The organism is Maribacter sp. MJ134 (genome assembly GCF_003970695.1).
GTDB lineage: Bacteria > Bacteroidota > Bacteroidia > Flavobacteriales > Flavobacteriaceae > Maribacter.
The window spans coordinates 181,183-202,841 of sequence record NZ_CP034570.1; the positions used below are offsets into that span (position 1 = coordinate 181,183).

Below are 21,659 nucleotides of genomic sequence, written 5' to 3' on the forward strand. Positions count from 1 at the left end.
ACGAATACAATAACCAGTAATAAAAGTAATATGAGTAAGAACAGCGAATTTGATAATATCTCTTTTGATCTTCCAAAGAATCAGAGCAACGTCATAAAGGTCATTGGTGTAGGTGGCGGTGGTAGTAATGCCATAAACCACATGTTCCAAGCAGGCATCAATGGTGTTGATTTTGTTATTTGTAATACAGATTCACAGGCATTGGACAATAGTCCGGTTCCTAACAAAATTCAACTGGGCGTTTCTTTAACAGAAGGATTGGGGGCTGGTGCCAACCCTGAAGTAGGTGAGGAAGCTGCTATGGAGAGTATGGAAGATATCAAGCAAATGCTGGATAATACGACAAAAATGATATTCATCACTGCTGGTATGGGTGGGGGAACAGGAACTGGTGCTGCTCCCGTTATTGCCAAGTTTGCAAAGGAGATGGATGTCCTTACCGTTGGTATCGTGACCATGCCATTTCAGTTTGAAGGAAAAATGAGATGCGATCAAGCCCAATTGGGAATTGAGAAATTAAGGAGAAACGTAGATTCGTTGATTGTCATCAATAATAATAAACTAAGGGAAGTTTACGGTAACTTAGGCTTTAAGGCTGGGTTTTCAAAAGCGGATGAAGTCTTAGCTACGGCAGCGCGTGGTATTGCAGAAGTAATTACGCATCATTACACGCAGAATATCGATTTACGTGATGCTAAAACAGTACTTTCCAATAGCGGAACGGCCATAATGGGCTCGGCAATAGCCTCTGGTTCTTCAAGAGCTAACGAGGCCATCATGAAAGCTTTGGATTCACCGTTATTAAATGATAACAAGATACAGGGTGCTAAAAATGTTTTATTGCTGATCGTGTCCGGTGCGCAAGAAATTACTATCGATGAGATAGGCGAAATAAATGACCATATCCAAGTAGAGGCTGGTTATGGTGCCAATATTATCATGGGTGTAGGTGAGGACGAAACTTTGGGAGAAGCAATTGCGGTAACGGTAATCGCGACGGGTTTTAATATTGAACAACAGGACGATATCGTAAATACAGAGACAAAAAAAATAATCCACACGCTTGAGGATGGTCAGCGCGCAGAGAAAGAGCTCTTGTCCAATAATACTACGGTGCATACTCTGGTTGTTGAGGACGAAGAAGAAAAGGCAGCTCCGGAACCAGAAACTCGCTATGAGCTTTTGGACGATGGCGATTTTGACTTGATACCTACGACCAGCTACATTAAGAATTTCAATGTTTTTTATGAAGAAGTGGTTGCAGAGAATGTTTCCGAAGATGATTTTATTATCATCGAGTCTTCCGATGCGCTCAGGAGTATAGAGGTGGTAGAGCCGGAAATATTAAAGGTCGAAGAAGAGGACGATCAATTTGCGATGAGTTTTGATATGCCTTTAAAGGATGAAGATGAGAAGGAGAACGTTATTACCTTTAGTTTGGATGATGATGTAAAGGACATGGATGTAAAGGACAGTGTTGAAATCATACCGGTGTTGGAGTACAACAAGACCAGGGAAACACGCTATAGTCTGGACGATTACATGCAATTGGAGAATCAATTGACAGGAGCTAAATCAAAAGCAGAGGAGTTTGAGCCAAAAATTATTGAGGATGAGCTCGTTTTTGAGAAGAAAACCATAGTAGATGATAATTCCACTACACATACGAATCGTGAAGTAGATCCTATGGAAACTCCTATCGAGGAGCTTTTAAAAGAAAGGGCTGACGAACGCAGAAGAAAATTAAAAGATTTCAACTATAAGTTCAAGAACAGTCTTAGTAATATCGATGAAATTGAAAAGGAACCCGCTTACAAAAGACAAGGTGTTCATTTAAACGATAATCCTAGAGAGAATAAAATCTCCAGAACAAGTTTAAGTGATGACAGTAACGATGAGATTCAGTTAAGGTCCAACAATTCTTTTCTGCATGACAATGTAGATTAGGTAATACCTTTTTAAAGAAGTTTAAACCCGAAAACAAAAGCTGTTTTCGGGTTTATTTTTTATCTTCGTGCCGCTAAAATAATATACCATGGGACTACAGAAAAAGGTAATGGAGCAAATGAAAATGGCCATGAAAGCTAAGGATACCGTTGCCTTGGAATCGTTAAGGGCCATTAAATCGGCGCTATTGTTGGCACAGACGAGTGGCAATGGTGATCTGTCCGAGGACGATGAAGTAAAGTTGGTCCAGAAACTCGTAAAGCAAAGAAAGGACAGTGCTGCTATTTTTACGGAGCAAGGGAGAGACGACCTCGCAGAACCAGAGTTAGCACAAGTAGTCGTAATAGAACAATTTTTACCAGAGCAGCTAACGGAAGAAGAAATAGAAAAGGTGGTAGTACAAACCATTGACGCTACTGGTGCTTCCGGGATGAAGGACATGGGTAAGGTTATGGGCGTGGTTTCCAAGGAACTTGCCGGCCAAGCGGATGGTAAAACAATATCCACAATTGTAAAGAATAAATTATCTTTGTAAGCTAGTGCTTACTGAAAAATAATTGGCCTCGTGGCGCAACTGAATAGCGCATCAGATTTCGGCTCTGAGGGTTGGGGGTTTGAATCCCTCCGGGGTCACGAATAAATAGTTCGATAAGAAAAAACGCCAAGCTTGCTTGAGCGTTTTTTTGTTTGAACTATTTTCAAAGCGGAGCTTTGAGGGAAAGGCGCAGCCAATCCCTAAGTAAAGACTACAGTTCATTGAAAAGATTCTCACTTAAATTTGAAAACAAAGTTTTTTTATTTTCAATCCCGAACTTTCGGGTGAAGCTTTGAGGGAAAAACGAGCTTTAGCGAAGGTAATCCCTCCGGGGTCACTACAAGAGGAGAACCACGTCATTTTTGACGTGGTTTTGTTTTTTTGAAAAGAGCAAGAACTAGTGCACTTTCTTATCAGCTACATCGTCTGGATAATTGCTATAAAGCCAAATTCTTGCTTTTTTACATTGTTCCTATTGTAAAGGTTAACGCGTTATAAAAAGCATTTGGCGAATCCTTTCGGTGAAGTTTACACTACCTTAAATCGCATTTATAAAGTTTGCTTGTGCCAAGGTTGTGGATTTGTGATATCACGGTAAAAGCTTTATTGAAAAGTCACACTTTTTAGCTAATTTAAGGGCTTATGAAGTTTGTAATTGCACCCGATAAATACAAAGGCTCCCTAACGGGATTAGAATTTTGTGAAGCGGTATCTCAAGGTCTTCGAAAAGTTTTCCCAACAGCTCTAATTAAGCATAAACCATTGGCCGATGGAGGTGACGGTACTTTGGCCATTGTACGGTATTATTTAAAAGCGGATACTATAAAAGTCTCAGTAAACGACCCTTTGTTCCGAAAAATAGAGGTTGGTTATTTATTGTCACAGGATAAAAAGACGGCTTTTATAGAAATGTCAGAAGCCTCGGGGTACAAATTACTCCACAAAAATGAGCTCAATTGTATGTCAACCACGAGCTTAGGTACTGGCGAACTCATCGTAAATGCTTTGAACAAAGGAGTACAAGAGATTATTTTAGGAATTGGAGGTAGTGCTACGACCGATGGGGGTATGGGTATTGCGGTTGCACTAGGGTATGAGTTTTTAGACAGAAATGATACTGTACTGAGCCCTATCGGAGGGAATCTCTTGAAGGTTAGTAGGATACAAAAGAAAGGTCGTCACCCAAGACTCTCGGAAGTAACTATTAAAGTTGCTTGTGATGTTACCAATCCCTTTTTTGGTAAAAATGGAGCGGCATATGTCTACGGTCCTCAAAAAGGAGCGAATAAGGAAGAAGTTGAAGTATTGGATAAGGGATTGCAAAATTTCGCAAAAATAATAGCACAGGAATTCGGAACTGACATTCAAAAGGTTTCCGGCTCTGGAGCTGCTGGTGGCGTAGGTGGTGGCGCTGTTGTATTTCTAAATGCAACCTTAATTCCCGGAATAGATTTAATGAAAGAAATAGCAGGTTTTGATGAAGCAATTACCAACGCCGATTGGATAGTAACCGGGGAAGGTAGATTGGATAGTCAGACACTATCCGGGAAAACCATTGCTGGTGTGCTTGAATCTGCTCGCAAGCAGAAAATTCCTGTTGCGGCCTTATGTGGCGCAGTAACCTTACCCCCGGAGCAGCAAGAGGAAACGGGTCTGACTTATGTGTGTGCTATTTTAAGGGATATATCCAATTTAGAGCAGGCTGTATCTCAAAGTAAAGAAAATCTGGTTGCTGCCGCTTATAACTTCGCTAAACTCATTGATAGTAAATAGTAGTACCGCTGTTTTAGTGCTTATTGATGATATGCTGTACGATCATCCCTGAGTGCGCTCTAGAATTCTCTATGAACCACTTGTGTGTCTCCATGCCGCCGCAGATAACCCCTGCCAAGTAAAGTCCATTTACGTTACTTTCCATAGTTTCTGGGTCGTAATTCGGTAATCGTTTGGCATCACTGGACAGTTCAATACCCAAATCCTCTAAAAACTCGAAATTGGGCATATATCCGGTAAGAGCAAGGACAAAGTCATTTGGCAGTACCACTGAGCCCTCTTTTGTATTTAGATAAATTTCATCCTCGGTTATTTCTGTTACCGTACTTTTATAAAAGGCCTTGATACTACCTTCTTTAATTCTATTGATAATATCCGGACGCACCCAATATTTAACGCGTTGGCCAACTTCTGGTCCCCGAATGACAAGACTTACATCGGCACCCTTTCTCCAGCACTCCAAAGCCGAATCTATGGCCGAGTTACTTGCACCGATAACCGCAACTTTCTGTCCGGCGTAGAAATGAGGGTCTTTGTAATAGTGACTTACCTTGGGTAGGTCTTCTCCAGGAATATTGAGCAGGTTGGGTATATCATAAAAACCAGTAGCGAGAACAACATTTACACTATGGTAACTAGCCTTGTTGGTGGTTGTTTCAAAGACTCCTTTATCTTTTTTAAGGGAGGTGACCTTTTCGAATAAATTAATATTCAATTTGTTATTGGTAACGATTCTTCGATAATACTCTAGGGCTTCGTCCCTTTTAGGTTTAGCCTCTTTGCTAATAAATGGAATATTGTCTATTTCAAGTTTTTCCGAAGAAGAAAAAAATTGCATGTTGCTAGGATAGTTGTAAAGGGAATTTACAATAGGCCCCTTTTCCAGAATTATATAGGAAAGTCCATTCTTTTGAGCTTCCAGTCCGCAAGCAATACCTATTGGTCCTCCCCCAACTATTATTAAGTCCAATAGTTTCATTATTTGGCTATTTCCTTTAATTCTTTGATGGTCTGGGAAGGATTATCACTCTTGAATACAAAACTACCAGCTACCAGCACATCAGCACCTGCATCGGTCAGGGCTTTTGCATTGGAGGAGGTGACACCACCATCAATCTCGATTAGGGTAGAAGTATCCTTCTTTTTAATTAACGCTTTTAAAGCCTGAACCTTTTGATAGGTATTTTCGATAAAGGATTGCCCGCCAAAACCCGGGTTTACGCTCATAACGCACACCAAATCAATATCTTGTATAATATCTTCCAACAGATGAACCGGAGTGTGCGGGTTAAGTGCAACCCCTGCTTTCATGTGGGCAGCTTTGATAGCTTGTAACGTTCTGTGCAAATGCGTACATGCCTCATAATGTACCGTGAGGATTGAAGCTCCTAAATCCGCGAAGGTCTGGATATAACGGTCCGGGTCTACAATCATTAAATGCACGTCCAAAGGTTTGGTAGCATACTTTTGTATCGCTTTTACAACGGGCATGCCATAGGAGATGTTGGGTACGAATACGCCATCCATGACATCGATATGGTGCCAATCTGCATCGCTATTATTGACCATTTCAACGTCTCGTTGTAAATTTCCGAAATCTGCCGCCAATAGGGACGGTGCAATTTTGACTATGCTCATTAGCTACTCTTGTTTCCTGCAAAAATACGGAATTGATATTGTTAATTTCTGAGCACTAACATTCAATTGGTATAACCCCTGCCTTTTTCAGTATCAAATTAATTTTAGAAAGATTTTTATTCATTACACTTTCAAGATCGGTCATATGGCTTTTTAACTCAGAGGATAATTCCTCGAATACCTTATAGGCCCCGTCTGTTGGTTTCGCCTCTCCGTTTTCCATACTTCTGCGCAAAGAAGCCAATCTATTGTTCAACTTAATAGGGAAATTCAATGGGTCTTGTCCAGATTGATTTTTTACTTGATACAAGGCTTCTTCAATAGCTGATAATTGATTCAAAAATGGCACTATAGTTTTATTGTACGTATTTGATGAAATTTTCGATTTGTTTTCAGAGAGGTGATTTTTTATCGTTCTTATTCGGATGACGGCTTCGTTTGCAGCAGAAGTTTTTTGCATAATCTTATTGGCAAGCGCAAACTGTTCGTCCAAATCTTCTTTGCTAATCCCTTTTAGATTAGGATTCATGGTGATTTTAAAGGGGTAGACTTTTTCGTAGTCTTTTGTTTTCATTCGAATTTTGTAATCGCCAATGGGTGCTTTAGGACCTCTAGTGGGTCGGGCGCTCCAAATGATCATTCCATCAAACTCAGTGGCTCCTGGATATCTTAGGTCCCAAGTAAATGTATTGATACCTTTTGCGGTCGTAGGTTTGGTAGAACCTCCTTTTTTCCACCATGGAATATCAGGGTCTTCTTTGTATTCGGTCTTGCTACCGGTAAAAGTATCGATGAGCTTGTTATTGGCATCTAGAACTTCAAAGGTAATGGTATCTAACTGCTCTTTTAGAAAATATTGAACAGAGGCTTCAGAAATTCCTCTAATCGCGTCCGCTGGTTTAAAAAGAACTGCGGATTGACTATTCATTTCTGGTTGATACTGCCTTATGGGTTGTATATCGTCTAAAATCCAAAAGCCCCTGCCATGAGACCCTAACACCACATCGTTATCCTTTATGACTAAATCACGGATAGGGGTATCCGGAAGTTCTAATTGTAGACTTTGCCAAAGCTCACCATCGTTCAATGAAAAATATACACCATGTTCTGTGGCTAAAAATAGTAAGCCCTCGCGTACGTGGTCTTCTCTAATGGCTCTGGCAAAATGACCATCTTCAATTCCTTTAATGATTTTTGTCCATGTTTTGCCGTAGTCATTTGTTTTGAAAACGTAGGGTTGGCGATCATCTACCTGATATCTATTTGCCGCCACGAATAAAGTTCCAGGTCGGTGCTTAGATTCGTCTATAATACTGACACGAGAAAATTTTGGAAGGTCTTTTGGGGTAATATCTTCCCAATTTTCCCCTCCGTTACGGGTAATGTGAATTTTTCCATCGTCAGAACCTGCCCAAATAGTATTAATATCATGAGTTGAAGGCGCTAGAGCAAAAACTGTGGCATAAATCTCGGGACCATTCATATCCATGGTAATTATGCCTCCTGTTTTTCCCAGCGTTTCCGGGTCGGCATAGGTAAGGTCTGGGCTTATTTTCTCCCAAGACTGTCCGTCATTTGTCGTCTTCCAAACGTGTTGAGAACAAGTGTACATGATTTTTGGGTCTTGTGGTGCAAACGTTATGGGGAATGTCCATTGCCATCTTTCTGGTAAAGCACTTGCGGGCTCTCCGGAGAAGAATCTAGGGTAGACCTGAATATCCCTTGTTTGTCCGTTGCTCCGATCGTATCGCGTTAAAAGCGCTCCTTGGCTTCCGGCATAAAAAATATCCTTGTTAACCGGGTGTTGCGTAATCCAGCCACTTTCACCACCTCCAACGGCATAGTACCACCCGTGATTGGGACCGCGAGCTTGCATATGGTCCCAGCCATCGCTCGGCATGGCCAACGTACTATTATCTTGCTGTGCCCCTGCCACATGATAAGGTACATCACTAGTGGTCATGACATGGTAAAACTGCGATGTTGGATAATCTTGTTCCGTCCAAGTCTTTCCACCATTGATACTAACATTTCCGCCACCGTCATTGGAATTGATCATACGGTCTGGATTTTTGGGGTCTATCCAGAGGTCGTGGTTGTCTCCGTGCGGGACTTTAATCGTTGTGTCAAATGTCTTTCCGCCATCGGTAGATTTATAAAACCCTGTATTAAGACAGTATACGGTTTCTTTGTCTAGCGGGTCTGCATAAATACGAGAATAATAGAAAGCGCGTTGACGCAATTTACGTTCGTCATTGGTTCGTTTCCACGTTTTACCGGCGTCATCGGAACGAAATACACCTCCCTCATTGGCTTCCACTATGGCCCAGACGCGATTGGAATCTACAGGAGAAACAGTTACGCCAATTTTGCCTATCGGTCCCGCCGGCATACCTGTATTTGAGGTCAAATCTGTCCAAGTAGAACCACCGTCCGTAGACTTCCATAATTTGGAGTCGCCACCGCCACCCCACATTTTCCAGGCTTTTCGTTGAACTTCCCACGTACTTGCGTAGAGCACTTGGGGATTGGTGCGGTCTATTATTAAATCTACGGCACCAGCTTTTGGACTTACGTATAATACTTTTTCCCAGTTGGCGCCACCATCAGTACTCTTGAATACGCCACGTTCTTCATTATCTCCGTAAGGATGTCCCAAAGCAGCGACATAAACGATGTCCGGATTTGTGGGATGAATTCTGATGCGCGCCACGGCCTGTGTTTCCTTGAGCCCTAAATGTTTCCATGTTTCGCCACCATCTTCCGTTTTGTAAACACCGTCTCCTTGGGTTATACTTCCTCGTAACTGCACTTCACCCATACCTATATATACTACATCCGGGTTGGTCTCCGCCACCGCAACAGCACCTACGGATGAGCTTGTGACCTGACCATCGGTTACCGGTTTCCATTCGGTTCCACCATCTACGGTTTTCCATAGCCCACCACCTGTGGCGCCAAAATAATACTCGTTGGGCCTACTTGGGCTCCCTGTGGAACCCAAAGAACGACCACCACGATTGGGACCAATATTTCTCCATTCCAGACCTTCGTAAAATGAAGCGGGAATAGTTTTGGAAGTTGATGAATTGGATTGTTCTTGACTATGCAGGCTGAAGCCAGCGAGAAAGAAGAAGGTAAAGATAATTTTACGGAACATAGAGCTAGTTTGGTTTAAAAGCGATTATTTACTTTGGTTGATACAATTTATGGTTTTCATCACCACCTGCAAGTAGAAAAGTGAGTAAATCTTTTATTTCCTCTGGATTTAGCCGGTTCAACAAGCCGGACGGCATGGGCGAGAGGGGTGATAATTCTTGTTTTGTGATGTCTCCTTTGGCTATTTCTACAGTATAGCTTTCATTGAACGGATTAGGCATCAAAACGACCATCGTATCATTTTCGGATTTGATGCGCCCAGAAATCTTTTTGTCATCCTTTAAATGCAACAAGGTATTGGCATATTGGTCGGAGATTTGGTCGTTAGGGCTATAGGTAGCAAAGAGCATAGCGCTATTGCTGAACTTGGTATGAGCTTGGGTCAAATCTGGTCCAATGGCGGCCCCTTCACCCCGCATCCGGTGACACAAGATGCACATTCCCGCTTCAAAAGCACGTTTTCCCCGTTCATAATTCACCTTGTAATCTGCTAATTCCTCTCCCCAGATTATTTTACTTATATCGTTACCCGTATATTCATTTCCAGGTCCAATAGGTTGTGGTAAGTCCGCGACCGCTGCCCCTGGAGCATATACACCTGATACTTCCTGAAAGTACTTTTTTTCATTCTCCGGTACATTTTTCATGGCTGCTAAACGAATGTTCTCCATGCCAGGTTTAAAACTTAAACCTCCCTTGGCATTGAGCACATCATAGAACCAGTTGAAATATTTTTCTCTATCATTTTTGGTCCATCCTTTGACTGCATGACTCAGGAGTACGCCATAGTAGATGGCTTCACTGGGAGGCATTTTCTCTAGTATTTCTCGGATTAATGGACCATATTGTTCGCTCCTTTGGGTGATTTCTTCGGAAAGAAAATCCTTGGAGAGCGTAGTTCGTTCCTTGGTATGCTTATCCAGTAGTACTACCAACTTTCCTGTTATACCATCGGCATCTAAATAGAGTAATAACTGTCCAAGTTCTCTATTCATTACAGCACTGGCATGCGGAAAGTAAGCATTGAGCTTTTTAGCAGTTTTGATTTTATCATTTTCACTGGGTTCTCCTAAACGTATAAAGAGTAGTTCATAGGCCCGCAGCATGTTTAATTGGTGCCCGGTATCCTGTGTTTCAAGCATAATCGGGTCTAATTTTTTCAGGATTTTGGTTTGCATATCAGGACTGCCCTGTCTGGCCAATGCAATACTTGCCGCTATAATTTTTTTGGCATCTCGTTCCTCTAAAAATTTATGAAACCATTGTTTCACAGGTTGATGTTCTAAAGCAATGCGTGCCGCATACCTTATAAAACGGTCGTCATGGTTCAAATTGGCCCAAGCGAGTTCAATACCTTTAGGCGACTGGGAGGAATGGTAATTCTCAAGGCTATGGCGTAATTCCCGAAGAGATCGTTCTTGCTCTTCCAACCGTACCTCGGCATCCGCAAGGTCGTCACCGACATAGCGTAATCGAAATAAATGAGAATCTATTCTACGACCTCCAGTTGTAAAATACAGGTTCCCATCGGTACCCGCTATCATATCTGTCAAGGGTAGGGGAGTTCCCGATAAAAACTCCTTGCGATCTGCGGTGTAACTGCTTCCTTTTGCCTTTAAATCTGCAAAATAAATGGTGCCAAAACTCCAATCCATTACTAGTAACCCATGCGAATATATATCTGGAAAGTTCAATTCCATACCCGAAAGAACGGCGGTAGGTGAGCCTTGTTCTAGATTATGTACTGCAGGTAATGCATCTGGATAGTACGCTGGCCATTTCCCGGAGCCTGTACGCCATCCGTACTCGCTTCCACTGGTAACATGGCAAATTCTGGTGGGCCGGTACCACGGCATTCCAATATCCCATTCCATATCGGCATCGTAAGTGAATAGTTCCCCATCCCCATTGAATGCCATATCAAAAGGATTTCTGTATCCGGCCGAAACTAGTTCCCAGTTTGTACCATCGGGATTAAACTTCCCTATCCAACCACCGGGAGCCTTAATATCGTTTGCGTGACCTCTAGCGTCCAGATACGGTTCGAATAAATTATCTTCTCCCCAGTTTCTAGGCAACCGACTTTTTTCTTTTAGCTTTTCGGGGATACGGGTATAGTTGCCAGCAATAAAATAAATTTCCTTTCCGTCCGGTGAGGGTACAAGACTATGTGGCCCGTGTTCTCCATGACCTTCTAGCTTTAACATCATTTTAAAGGTATCCAATATGCCATCGTCATTACTGTCTGTTACCCTGTAAATACCACTACCATTCTGTTGTTTATCAACTTTGGTGTCCTCCCATTCTTTATTTACGGCAACATAGAGGCTATTATGGGACCATAAAAGACCATGGGCCTCGCCAATTTCTAAGGCTAGGGGATGTACATCCTCTGGTTTTAATGTCTCATCTATTTTAGGGGCGTTAAAATAGTATATTTTACCGTACTGATCGCACGCATAGATTTTGTTTTCCGAATCCTTGGTCATGGCGACCCAAGAGCCTTGGTCATGTCTGCTTGGTTGGTATAATTCCTCTAAAACGAAACCTTCCGGTAAATTAAAAACTATTTCTTGCTTGGACTCTAAAGTAGAAGTTTCTGTGCCTTTTTTACAGGAGGATAGGATAAAGATAGACACTACCAGAGGTAGTATGATTGATTTGTACATTGTTTTCCATTGTTGGATACTTAAATATACAAAATGAATGATTGCCGTGTTAGTTGTTTAATTGCCTTAAGCCCTCGTAAACGGAAATGGCTACAGCATTCGCTAGATTTAAGCTTCTGATTTGTGAAGTTTTTAATGGAATCTTGGCTACAACCGCATTTTCAGAAGTTAAGAGTTCCTTTGGTAAGCCTACGGATTCTTTCCCGAAGATTAAAAATAAGTCTTCTGAATAGCTGATATCCCAATGGCTCTTTTCTCCGTGGGAAGAGAAAAAGACCATTTCTTTTTGGTCGTGTACTTTAAAGAATTCTTCTTGGTTTTCATATATGGATACGGAAATGTGTTGCCAATAGTCCAGCCCGGCTCTTTTCAGTTTGTTGTCCGTTAATTCAAAGCCAAATGGTTTTACCAAATGTAGCTTTGAGCCAGATGCTAAGGCTAATCTTCCTATGTTTCCGGTATTATTTGGAATTTCCGGTTCAATTAAGACAATATTTAAAGGCATTCTCTACGTGATGGATTTTAGATACAATTCTTCTACTTTCTTTCTTGCCCATGGTGTTCTTCTGAGAAATTTTAAGCTCGATTTTATAGAAGGATCATTTTTAAAACAGTTGATATTGATTTCTACTGCCAGCTCATTCCATGTATAATTTTGTGTAAGGTGTTCCATTATATCTGACAGTTTTATACCATGTAATGGATTATTGGGCTGTTGCATTTTTATACGAATTAGATAAACAAATTAACTCAAGTTAATTTTTTTCCTTAAGATATAAAATGAAAAAACTCCGGTAATCAGCCGGAGTTTATTCATCAATCAAAAAACGAACAGTCATGATAAACTGTTGTTACCGTTAAAATTACAACTTATATGCCAAATTTCCAATTTAAGAATTGTTTAACAGGCAAATTGATATAATTTTATGCTTTTAATGCCTATCCTAGATAAGTTTTCAAGATTTTACTTCTTGAAGTGTGCTTTAATCTACGGATCGCTTTTTCTTTTATTTGACGTACTCTTTCCCTAGTAAGGTCAAAAGTTTCGCCAATCTCCTCCAAGGTCATTGAATGCTGACCGGCAAGACCAAAGTATAGACGAATAACATCTGCCTCTCTTGGTGTTAATGTTTCTAATGCACGCTCTATCTCCGTTCTTAAGGATTCGTGTAATAATTCTTTGTCTGGGTTAGGAGACTCACCGCTACGTAATACATCATAGAGATTAGAATCTTCACCATCAATAAGAGGCGCATCCATGGACACGTGTCTTCCTGAGTTCTTTAAGGATTGTTTTACATCATCAACGGTCATATCCAACTCCTTCGCAATTTCTTCTGGCGAAGGCATTCTTTCATGCGCTTGCTCTAGAAAGGCAAAAGTTTTGTTGATTTTATTGATAGAACCAATTTTGTTTAAGGGCAAACGAACAATCCTAGACTGTTCTGCTAATGCCTGTAATATAGATTGACGAATCCACCATACGGCGTAGGATATAAATTTAAATCCCCGCGTCTCGTCAAAACGCTGTGCAGCTTTAATCAGACCAAGGTTTCCCTCGTTAATTAAATCCGGTAAAGTAAGTCCTTGGTTTTGGTACTGCTTCGCTACGGACACCACGAATCTGAGGTTGGCTTTTGTAAGTTTTTCAAGAGCGATCTGGTCGCCTGCCTTGATGCGTTGTGCCAACTCTACTTCTTCATCAGCGGTGATCAAGTCCACTTTTCCAATTTCTTGTAAGTACTTGTCCAAAGATGCGGTCTCCCTATTGGTGACCTGTTTTGTAATCTTAAGCTGTCTCATTAATATAAATTAAGTTCAATTGCATAGACTGCATATACTTATACGTAAAAAAGTCGCAAATGTTACAAATTGGTGTAAAAAAACTATTTTTTCCGTTGAACGGCATAAAAAAGCCCCAACGTTATCGTTGAGGCTTTCTGTACGCTACAAGAGAAGAACTTAATCCCTTCTTGGTTTGCGGTCACGGTTATCTCTACCTCCGCGTCTGTCATCTCGTCCACCACGATTTCTATCATTGCTTCTTGGTGGTCTTTCTACGTAACCTTCCGGTTTTGGTAAAAGTGCCTTACGCGAAACTTTTTCCTTACGTGTTCTAGGGTCCGTACCTAAATACTTCACTTCAAACTCATCTCCCATGTTTACGACATCGGTAACATTTTCCGTACGTTCCCATGCCAATTCCGATACGTGTAATAAAGTCTCGTTGCCTGGAGCATCAAGATATTCCACAACGGCACCAAAATCTAACATCTTGATCACTTTTACTTTATAAGATTCGTTCATTTGAGGTTTAAACATCAAAGAATCTATCTTACTAAGCACAGCATCGATACCATTTTGGTCCGTTCCTAATATTTCAACAATACCTTCTTCCGTAACAGGGTCTTCGTTTATAACGATAGTTGTTCCCGTTTCTTTTTGAAGTTCTTGAATCACTTTTCCACCCGGTCCAATAAGTGCACCAATAAATTCATTAGGAATAGTACGGGTAACCATTTTCGGAGAATGTGGTTTCACATCAGCTGCAGGTTCAGCAATCGTATCCGTTAATTTCTCTAAAATATGTAAACGACCTGCTCTAGCTTGTTGTAGTGCATTTACCAAAATCTCGTAGGACAATCCTTTGACCTTGATATCCATTTGGCAAGCCGTGATACCATCTGCGGTACCAGTTACTTTAAAGTCCATATCTCCCAAGTGATCTTCATCACCCAAGATATCCGAAAGAACGGCATATTTACCTGAATCTACATCGGAAATTAGTCCCATGGCGATACCGGAAACTGGCTTTTTCAATTGAACACCTGCATCCATCATGGCCATTGTACCCGAACAAACGGTAGCCATAGAAGAAGAACCGTTAGATTCTAATACCTCTGAAACTACACGAACGGTATATGGACAATCATCAGGAACCATTCCTTTTAATGCACGTTGCGCTAGATTACCATGACCAACTTCTCTACGGGATGTTCCACGAATAGGTCTTGCCTCACCAGTAGAGAAAGGAGGGAAGTTATAGTGTAGATAGAAATTCTCCTCGCCTTCATGAGATGGCATATCTATTTTATTGGCATCTCTAGAGGTACCTAAAGTTACTGTTGCCAATGCTTGCGTTTCACCACGGGTAAAGATGGCAGAACCGTGCGTTGATGGTAAGTAATCGATTTCACACCAGATTGGGCGAATCTCATCGGTCTTACGACCATCTAAACGCAGACCTTCGTTTAAAGTAAGGTCACGAACCGCAGCTTTTTCAGCTTTATAGTAGTATTTAGAAATGAGAGCGCCAAAATCCTCTTGTTCTTCCTCAGAAAAAGAAGCTTTAATCTCATCTTTTATCTCGCTAAAGGCAGCGCTTCTTTCATGCTTGGCAGAACCAGCTTTTGCTATAGCATACACTTTGTCATATGCCATATCATGAATTTTTTTAGCTAAATCAGCATCTTCCCTTTCGCCTTCATATTCACGTACTTCTTTCTTGCCGAAAGCTTCAGCCAGTTTAACTTGTGCTGCACATTGTACTTTAATTGCTTCATGGGCAAATTTGATAGCCTCTGTCATTTCCTCTTCGGAAATTTCATCCATTTCACCTTCAACCATCATAACAGAATCAGCAGAAGCACCGATCATCATGTCAATATCAGATTCGGCTAATTGCGCTCTAGTCGGGTTAATGACGAATTCGCCGTTTACACGCCCTACTCGTGCTTCTGAAATAGCACATTCGAAAGGAAAATCGGATAACTGAATAGCCGCGGATGCAGCTAAACCTGCCATTGCATCTGGCATAACATCTTCGTCATGAGACATTAATTGAATCATCACCTGTGTTTCAGAGTGATAATCTTTTGGGAAAAGCGGACGTAAAACACGATCCACCAATCGCATGGTTAATACTTCGCCGTCACTTGGTCTGGCTTCTCTTTTGAAAAAACCTCCGGGGTAACGCCCTGCAGCAGCGAATTTTTCACGGTAATCTACGGTTAGTGGAAGAAAATCTACATCACTTTGTTTGTAGTTAGAAACTACCGTACATAATAACATACATTTTCCGGATTGAACAACCACAGAGCCATGGGCTTGTTTTGCTAATTTTCCGGTTTCGATAGAAATTTCCCTACCGTCTCCAAGGTCTATGACCTCTCTAAATACTTTTGGAATCATAAAATTGATTTTTACCCAAGATAATTTCTCAGGATTTTGTTAAACAATGGTCATTCCGACATTTTTGATGGCCGGACTGTTGTTGTGTTGTTGTGTGGACCAATGAAAAACTATGTGTAGCTTTTTGTGTTCGTCATTTTTCACTTCTTAGACTTGAAGTACTTTAAAAAAAGGGGATGGTTAGCCATCCCCTTTTTAAAATTATTTTCTAATACCAAGCTCTTTAATAAGCTCTCTGTATTTTACAATGTCTTTCTTTATCATATAATCTAGCAGACTTCTTCTTTTACCTACCAGTTTTACCAAAGAACGCTCCGTGTTGTAATCTTTGTGATTCTTTTTTAAGTGACCGGTTAGGTGATTAATACGATGTGTGAACAAAGCAATCTGACCTTCGGTAGAGCCTGTGTTCTCTGCTTTTCCGCCGTGTTTCTTAAAAATCTCGGCTTTTACTTCTTTTGTTAAATACATTCCAATATTATTTTAAATGATTTTTATGTATCTGACTGATTTTCAATCAGGCTGCAAAGATACTATAATTTTTATTTTGAACAGCCAATGTTTTTGGATATTTTAATTAGAAGGCACAGGAAGTTGGTAAGGGTTCTTGTTTTGCTAGCGTTGCCGCAAAGGTAACATCCAATTCAGATGTGGTAAAGCCCGTGAGGATGCTTCCTTTTAAAACAGTATTCCCATAGCCGAGATTATTCATATGTGCCCTGATGTAGACCTCCTGTTCCTCGGTTATGGAGATGGTTCCCCCACTACGGGTAAAGGGTTGTTCGTTTACATGACTATGGCCGAGAATTCTACGATATAAAAGGTTTCCCTCTGTATCTACAACCTCCCACCAATCCGCATATTGTTCACAGCCGGTATCAGGACTTAGAATAGTTACGCTGAAGGTATACGCATTTTCTTCTCCGGTTACCTCTACATTGGTCGTTTGCGCGGTGTTTGCATTCCCAATTTCTGTAGTTTCTTCTTCAGCTACCGGCAAGGAAACGGAGTTTTCCGATGCGCAACAAAAAAGCCATAAAGTCGATAGTAGTATACTTGATTTTATGGCTCTTTTCATAAAGTGATATGATTTTAAGATCTCACTGGGTTGTTCTGTATTAAATCGATATAAAGATTTATCTTGGTTTTTAAGTCCCGCCTGTGCGTAATGAAATCCAAGAATCCGTGTTCCAGTAAAAATTCGGAAGATTGAAAGCCTTCCGGTAAATCCTTTCCGGTAGTATCCTTCACGATTCGAGGTCCTGCAAACCCTATGAGCGCTCCAGGTTCCGCAATATTAATATCTCCCAGCATAGCATATGAAGCCGTTGTACCTCCCGTGGTTGGGTCGGTACATAATGAAATATAAGGTAAGCCAGCTTCCGCGAGTTGCGCCAGTTTAACAGATGTCTTGGCCAGTTGCATCAATGATAACGCTGCTTCCATCATACGTGCTCCCCCTGATTTGGAAATCATTATAAAAGGAACTTTCTTTTTGATGGCGTGGTCGATTCCGCGAGCAATTTTTTCACCAACGACACTTCCCATTGATCCCCCGATAAAACTAAAGTCCATACAACAGATTACAACATTTTTACCCAAGGATTTTCCGAAGCCTGTTCTTACGGCATCTTTAAGACCTGTTTTTTTCTGAGCCGCTTTTAACCGCTCTCCATATTTTTTGGTGTCCTCGAATTTTAACGGGTCTTTGGAATTTAGCTTTGCATCTAACTCGGTAAACGTATTATCGTCAAAAAGGATTTCAAAATACTCTTTGCTGCCAATTCTTACGTGGTAATCATCCTCTGGACTCACGTAAAAATTCTTCGCTAAATCTTCGGATTCCACAATTTTACCCGTAGGAGACTTGTACCAAAGTCCTTTCGGTGTGTCTTTCTTTTCCTCGGTGGTAGTCTGAATTCCTTTTTCCTTTCTTTTAAACCAAGCCGTCATATTGTCCATAGTTTAGATTAGTGAATTTAGGAATTTATAATGTGTTTACGTTATTAAGATCTTCAAAGGCTTTCTTTAGTCGGTCTATAAAAGCAGTTTCTCCTTTTCTTAACCAAACTCTTGGGTCGTAGAATTTTTTATTGGGCTCATCGGAACCTTTTGGGTTCCCTATTTGTGCCTGTAGATAATCTTTATTGTCCTGAACATAATCCCTTACACCAGAAAGGAATGCATATTGTAAATCGGTATCGATGTTCATTTTTATAACGCCATAGCTGATACCTTCCCTGATTTCCTCTACCGTAGAACCTGAACCACCGTGGAATACAAAATCGATATGGTTATGCCCAACACCGTATTTCTCGGAAACAAACTCTTGTGAGTTCTTTAAAATTTTTGGCGTAAGCTTTACGTTTCCTGGTTTGTAAACGCCATGTACGTTACCGAAAGCAGCTGCAATGGTAAATCTATGACTCACTTTAGAAAGCTCTTCGTAGGCATAGGCCACTTCCTCTGGCTGTGTGTATAGCTTAGAATCGTCTACATCGGAATTGTCTACCCCATCCTCTTCACCACCTGTTATACCAAGTTCAATTTCTAGGGTCATCTCCATTTTGCTCATACGCTCTAAATAACCTTTGCATATTTCAATGTTCTCTTCCAAAGGCTCCTCTGAAAGGTCTATCATGTGTGAGCTGAATAAGGATTTGCCGGTCTCTGAAAAATGTTTTTCACTGGCATCTAACAAACCGTCTATCCAGGGTAGTAATTTTTTTGCGCAATGGTCAGTATGCAAAATAACCGTAGCGCCGTAAGCCTCCGCTAATTGATGAACGTGCTTTGCTCCCGCTACCGCGCCTTGTATGGCCGCATTTTGTCCGTCGTTAGAAAGTCCTTTACCAGCATTGAATTGAGCACCACCATTGGAAAATTGGATGATTACCGGGGCATTAAGACTTGCTGCGGTTTCAAGCACTCCGTTTATGGTGTTTGAGCCTATTACGTTTACAGCAGGTAACGCAAATGCTTTTTCTTTAGCGTATTTGAAAATTTCCTGAACTTGATCTCCGGTCGCAACGCCCGGTTTAATATTATGAGCCATATTGTTGTAGTCTGTTAGTTTCTTTAAAAATGTAGGGCAAAAGTAATAAAACAATTAGATTTAAAATGGATAGTTAATACCTATTTGCAGTACGGAGTTAGCAAAATTGTAGTCTCTAAACCATCTTTTTGAAGGAATTTCTGCTGGGTTATAGGTTTTGAAGCCCAAATCTAAGCGAAAAAGGAAATAAGTAAAATCGTATCTAAGTCCAAAACCTGAACCCAGAGCAATATCTTTTAAGGAGTCAAAACCTGAGAATATGGCATCAGGATTCTCCACATCGTCAAAGACGTTCCATATATTACCGGCATCTGCAAAAAGTGCCCCGTTGATATCACCTACTATAGGAAAACGATACTCTAAGTTCAAGGCTATTTTAAGGTTGGCTTCGTTGAAATCGTTAATGGCAGAAGTGCTTCCAGGGCCTAGTGAATATGGGAACCATGCTCTATTGTCGTTGGAGCCACCAGCGAAATAACTACGCACAAAGGGAATATTGTCCGAGTTTCCGTAGGGTATGGCAATACCTACAAATGTTCTTGCCGCCAATACGTTGGATCGAGAAAGGTCCCAGTATTTAACAACGTCAAACTCTGTTTTTACGTATTGAGAGAAAGGAACACCGAATACGAGTAGTTGTTCCCTATCATTTTCATTAAAGGCGATTAAGTTGGAAATACCGGATAATAAATTTCCCGCACTTTCCAATTTAAAACGAAATTGATAAAAATTGTTATCTGTTATACCGTTCCTATTGTTTTTGTTGAACGTGTAGTTGGTCGCAAAAATAAGATTGTTCTCCGTGAGACGTTCTTCACGTTCCGCAATACTGTTCACATTGTTGAAATCTTCTTGGGTAAAGCCGCCGTTGGAAGTCGGTATTAGTCCATTCCGCACATCGCTTATGAATCCGGTGGTACCCGGGGTGGTATCGGGTTGCGCCTCACTCGGCGTAGTAAGGTTTCCGTCTTCATTAAAATATGAGGGGTCTAATAAGGGACTCACAGCTTGGTCAGTGGCGATATCGTTTAACTGGTTATAGGTGGTTCTATATACATCAAAGAATCTATTGCTGTTCACATTCCTAACATATTGCACGTTCAAAAGTTCTATGGAATTCCTTTTAAATTCATTGGGCGTCCAATTATAGCCAAGCGTGGTGTTGAAGGTTTGTTTGTCTAGTCCTATATTCTTTTGAAAACTGGTACCAAGTGCAATTCTGGTTTTTGGTAAGGTGTAGTTTGGAATAAGCTTCGAGGTGTTTATAAAAGGGAACCATATTCTCGGAAAATCGAGCGTTACTTCCCCTCCAATTTCTGAAAAATAGTCCTCTTGAAATATTTCCCTACTTAAAAGACCAAAAGCACCGTCTACCGAAAGACTTAGATTCTCCGCTCCTTTAAATATGTTACGTATCAATAGAGAGGCGCCAGCTCCCACCCCAAGTCTCCTTAGATTAGAACGGCTTATTTCAAAGTTTGTGCCTAAAGAGTATTTTGGTTTAGGTGCCAGATAAATACTGGTGTTGACCTTGCTACCGGTACTATCCTCTTCAAATATAACATTCGGGTATTTAAAGATGTTCAGGTTGTTGAGCTGTCTAGAGGTCCTGATTTTGTCAATGTCCCGGTAAATTGCCCCTTTTTCAAAAAGAATGGCGTCCGCTAGCGTCTTTGGTTTAATTTGAAAATTATCCGAATAATGGAAGGTAAAATCACCATATGTTATACTACGGTATGGCGTTGATTTGTAAGACGCAAGGTAATCGGTATAAACATCTATGGTGTTTATTTTTTCTACTTTATATTCTGAGGTCGTTACCTCATTTTCTCCTCTTCTCTTGAGGTCTCCAATGTTAAGGGTGATGTTCATTTTTTGGTCATCTTCAGCCCTTACGGTATCTCTAACAATATCAAAGGTGATAGAACTTCCTTGAAAATTTCGGATACCATTATTCCTGAAAATCTCTGTTAGTCGCTCTCTTTCGCCATTAAAATCGGCCAAGTTAAATTGTTTTCCCTCTTTTACAAAAGACCCGCCCATGTTCAAAAAATAAATAGAATCTATGGCCTTGGAAGAAATTTCGTTGGATACGGAATCTACAACATAGGGTTTTCCAAGGTCTATTTTATAATCGATATAAGCCCGCTGCTTTCTTCTAGTGGTATCAACTTCGTACGTAGTTGTATTTAAGAAATACCCTTTAGAATCGTAATAAGCGCTTAAACGCTCTAAGCTTCTTCTGGTCCTTGAGGTATCCAAAACTGTAGGAGCTTCACCTATTTCCTTTAACCATTCGCTCAAACCCTTTACCAAAAAGGATTCCCCAAGTCTGTTGACCTGTTTTTCGGATAAAAATTTAGTGAGCCTTTTCCTTCGATTGGGTTTACGGTTAAGCCAGTCTTGATAAAGAGAATCTGGATTTTCCTTAGCAAGATTGTATAGGTTTAGCCTTAAGGGATAGCCTAAAAGGGCGGTATTGGGCTTTTGGTAGATTAAGCTGTTTACATCCTCATCGGTTATTCTTAGGGAATCTACCAGAATGGTATTCCTTGCTACCAGGTACTCGTCGTTTTCAATTTTTTTCAGTGAATTACATGATAGCGCGACTATGGTCAGTAGTAAGAATAAGCTTATTTTAGCGATGCTATGTTCAGGGTATGAAAACCTCCTCATATTAATCAAAAATACA

The 21,659-nt window shown here is 40.8% G+C and carries 16 protein-coding genes and 1 tRNA gene; 4 read left to right on the forward strand and 13 right to left on the reverse strand.

The features are described 5' to 3' along the window. Positions 1 to 30 precede the first annotated feature (30 nt). From ftsZ to EJ994_RS00860, 4 genes are all read left to right on the forward strand, one after another. Positions 31 to 1,947, forward strand: coding sequence for a cell division protein FtsZ (gene ftsZ / locus EJ994_RS00845; RefSeq protein WP_126590790.1), 1,917 nt, complete (start codon positions 31 to 33; stop codon positions 1,945 to 1,947). Positions 1,948 to 2,035: 88 nt separating this feature from the next. Further along, positions 2,036 to 2,482, forward strand: a complete 447-nt coding sequence (locus tag EJ994_RS00850) for a GatB/YqeY domain-containing protein (protein WP_126590791.1) — start codon at positions 2,036 to 2,038, stop codon at positions 2,480 to 2,482. Between the two features lie 24 nt (positions 2,483 to 2,506). Beyond that, positions 2,507 to 2,580: transfer RNA gene (locus EJ994_RS00855), tRNA-Arg, on the forward strand. Positions 2,581 to 3,124: 544 nt separating this feature from the next. Continuing rightward, a complete protein-coding gene (locus EJ994_RS00860) occupies positions 3,125 to 4,255 on the forward strand; it encodes a glycerate kinase (protein WP_126590792.1) in 1,131 nt (376 codons plus the stop codon). Positions 4,256 to 4,268: 13 nt separating this feature from the next. On the opposite strand, the gene EJ994_RS00865 is transcribed toward EJ994_RS00860, so the two are convergent. The 13 genes from EJ994_RS00865 to EJ994_RS00925 form a co-directional block, all read right to left on the reverse strand. Further along, a complete protein-coding gene (locus EJ994_RS00865; protein WP_126590793.1) occupies positions 4,269 to 5,234 on the reverse strand; it encodes a YpdA family putative bacillithiol disulfide reductase in 966 nt (321 codons plus the stop codon). Beyond that, a complete protein-coding gene (rpe, locus tag EJ994_RS00870; RefSeq protein WP_126590794.1) occupies positions 5,234 to 5,893 on the reverse strand; it encodes a ribulose-phosphate 3-epimerase in 660 nt (219 codons plus the stop codon). The genes EJ994_RS00865 and rpe overlap by 1 nt, the downstream gene beginning before the upstream one ends. A gap of 55 nt (positions 5,894 to 5,948) precedes the next feature. After that, entirely contained in the window at positions 5,949 to 9,053 is a 3,105-nt protein-coding gene (locus EJ994_RS00875) for a WD40/YVTN/BNR-like repeat-containing protein (protein ID WP_126590795.1), read from the reverse strand. Positions 9,054 to 9,081: 28 nt separating this feature from the next. Continuing rightward, positions 9,082 to 11,721 carry a c-type cytochrome gene (locus EJ994_RS00880; RefSeq protein ID WP_126590796.1) on the reverse strand — a complete coding sequence of 880 codons (2,640 nt, stop codon included), beginning with the start codon at positions 11,719 to 11,721 and terminating at the stop codon, positions 9,082 to 9,084. A 49-nt stretch (positions 11,722 to 11,770) separates the two neighbouring features. Then, positions 11,771 to 12,226, reverse strand: a complete 456-nt coding sequence (locus EJ994_RS00885) for a tRNA (cytidine(34)-2'-O)-methyltransferase (RefSeq protein WP_126590797.1) — start codon at positions 12,224 to 12,226, stop codon at positions 11,771 to 11,773. A gap of 3 nt (positions 12,227 to 12,229) precedes the next feature. Further along, positions 12,230 to 12,442 (reverse strand): VF530 family DNA-binding protein, encoded by a 213-nt coding sequence (locus EJ994_RS00890; protein ID WP_126590798.1) that lies wholly within the window; start codon positions 12,440 to 12,442, stop codon positions 12,230 to 12,232. A gap of 218 nt (positions 12,443 to 12,660) precedes the next feature. Next, positions 12,661 to 13,524 carry an RNA polymerase sigma factor RpoD/SigA gene (locus EJ994_RS00895; protein WP_099573084.1) on the reverse strand — a complete coding sequence of 288 codons (864 nt, stop codon included), beginning with the start codon at positions 13,522 to 13,524 and terminating at the stop codon, positions 12,661 to 12,663. A gap of 159 nt (positions 13,525 to 13,683) precedes the next feature. Then, positions 13,684 to 15,912, reverse strand: a complete 2,229-nt coding sequence (locus tag EJ994_RS00900) for a polyribonucleotide nucleotidyltransferase (RefSeq protein ID WP_126590799.1) — start codon at positions 15,910 to 15,912, stop codon at positions 13,684 to 13,686. Between the two features lie 201 nt (positions 15,913 to 16,113). Then, complete coding sequence (gene rpsO / locus EJ994_RS00905) at positions 16,114 to 16,383, reverse strand: 30S ribosomal protein S15 (RefSeq protein ID WP_068482293.1); 270 nt, start codon at positions 16,381 to 16,383, stop codon at positions 16,114 to 16,116. A 106-nt stretch (positions 16,384 to 16,489) separates the two neighbouring features. Continuing rightward, complete coding sequence (locus EJ994_RS00910) at positions 16,490 to 16,990, reverse strand: hypothetical protein (protein ID WP_126590800.1); 501 nt, start codon at positions 16,988 to 16,990, stop codon at positions 16,490 to 16,492. Between the two features lie 14 nt (positions 16,991 to 17,004). Continuing rightward, positions 17,005 to 17,865 carry an acetyl-CoA carboxylase, carboxyltransferase subunit beta gene (accD, locus tag EJ994_RS00915; protein ID WP_126593621.1) on the reverse strand — a complete coding sequence of 287 codons (861 nt, stop codon included), beginning with the start codon at positions 17,863 to 17,865 and terminating at the stop codon, positions 17,005 to 17,007. Positions 17,866 to 17,899: 34 nt separating this feature from the next. After that, the gene (gene fbaA / locus EJ994_RS00920) at positions 17,900 to 18,967 is read right to left on the reverse strand and encodes a class II fructose-bisphosphate aldolase (RefSeq protein WP_126590801.1); all 1,068 of its coding nucleotides are present in this window, start codon (positions 18,965 to 18,967) and stop codon (positions 17,900 to 17,902) included. A gap of 60 nt (positions 18,968 to 19,027) precedes the next feature. Continuing rightward, positions 19,028 to 21,643 carry a BamA/TamA family outer membrane protein gene (locus EJ994_RS00925; RefSeq protein WP_126590802.1) on the reverse strand — a complete coding sequence of 872 codons (2,616 nt, stop codon included), beginning with the start codon at positions 21,641 to 21,643 and terminating at the stop codon, positions 19,028 to 19,030. Positions 21,644 to 21,659: the final 16 nt, after the last annotated feature.

What these genes read in the sequence shown, in the direction of transcription:
- ftsZ (WP_126590790.1), top strand. Translation starts at nt 31, where the DNA reads ATGAGTAAGAACAGCGAATTTGATAATATCTCTTTTGATCTTCCAAAG.
- EJ994_RS00850 (WP_126590791.1), top strand. Translation starts at nt 2,036, where the DNA reads ATGGGACTACAGAAAAAGGTAATGGAGCAAATGAAAATGGCCATGAAA.
- EJ994_RS00860 (WP_126590792.1), top strand. Translation starts at nt 3,125, where the DNA reads ATGAAGTTTGTAATTGCACCCGATAAATACAAAGGCTCCCTAACGGGA.
- EJ994_RS00865 (WP_126590793.1), bottom strand. Translation starts at nt 5,234, where the DNA reads ATGAAACTATTGGACTTAATAATAGTTGGGGGAGGACCAATAGGTATT.
- rpe (WP_126590794.1), bottom strand. Translation starts at nt 5,893, where the DNA reads ATGAGCATAGTCAAAATTGCACCGTCCCTATTGGCGGCAGATTTCGGA.
- EJ994_RS00875 (WP_126590795.1), bottom strand. Translation starts at nt 9,053, where the DNA reads ATGTTCCGTAAAATTATCTTTACCTTCTTCTTTCTCGCTGGCTTCAGC.
- EJ994_RS00880 (WP_126590796.1), bottom strand. Translation starts at nt 11,721, where the DNA reads ATGTACAAATCAATCATACTACCTCTGGTAGTGTCTATCTTTATCCTA.
- EJ994_RS00885 (WP_126590797.1), bottom strand. Translation starts at nt 12,226, where the DNA reads ATGCCTTTAAATATTGTCTTAATTGAACCGGAAATTCCAAATAATACC.
- EJ994_RS00890 (WP_126590798.1), bottom strand. Translation starts at nt 12,442, where the DNA reads ATGCAACAGCCCAATAATCCATTACATGGTATAAAACTGTCAGATATA.
- EJ994_RS00895 (WP_099573084.1), bottom strand. Translation starts at nt 13,524, where the DNA reads ATGAGACAGCTTAAGATTACAAAACAGGTCACCAATAGGGAGACCGCA.
- EJ994_RS00900 (WP_126590799.1), bottom strand. Translation starts at nt 15,912, where the DNA reads ATGATTCCAAAAGTATTTAGAGAGGTCATAGACCTTGGAGACGGTAGG.
- rpsO (WP_068482293.1), bottom strand. Translation starts at nt 16,383, where the DNA reads ATGTATTTAACAAAAGAAGTAAAAGCCGAGATTTTTAAGAAACACGGC.
- EJ994_RS00910 (WP_126590800.1), bottom strand. Translation starts at nt 16,990, where the DNA reads ATGAAAAGAGCCATAAAATCAAGTATACTACTATCGACTTTATGGCTT.
- accD (WP_126593621.1), bottom strand. Translation starts at nt 17,865, where the DNA reads ATGACGGCTTGGTTTAAAAGAAAGGAAAAAGGAATTCAGACTACCACC.
- fbaA (WP_126590801.1), bottom strand. Translation starts at nt 18,967, where the DNA reads ATGGCTCATAATATTAAACCGGGCGTTGCGACCGGAGATCAAGTTCAG.
- EJ994_RS00925 (WP_126590802.1), bottom strand. Translation starts at nt 21,643, where the DNA reads ATGAGGAGGTTTTCATACCCTGAACATAGCATCGCTAAAATAAGCTTA.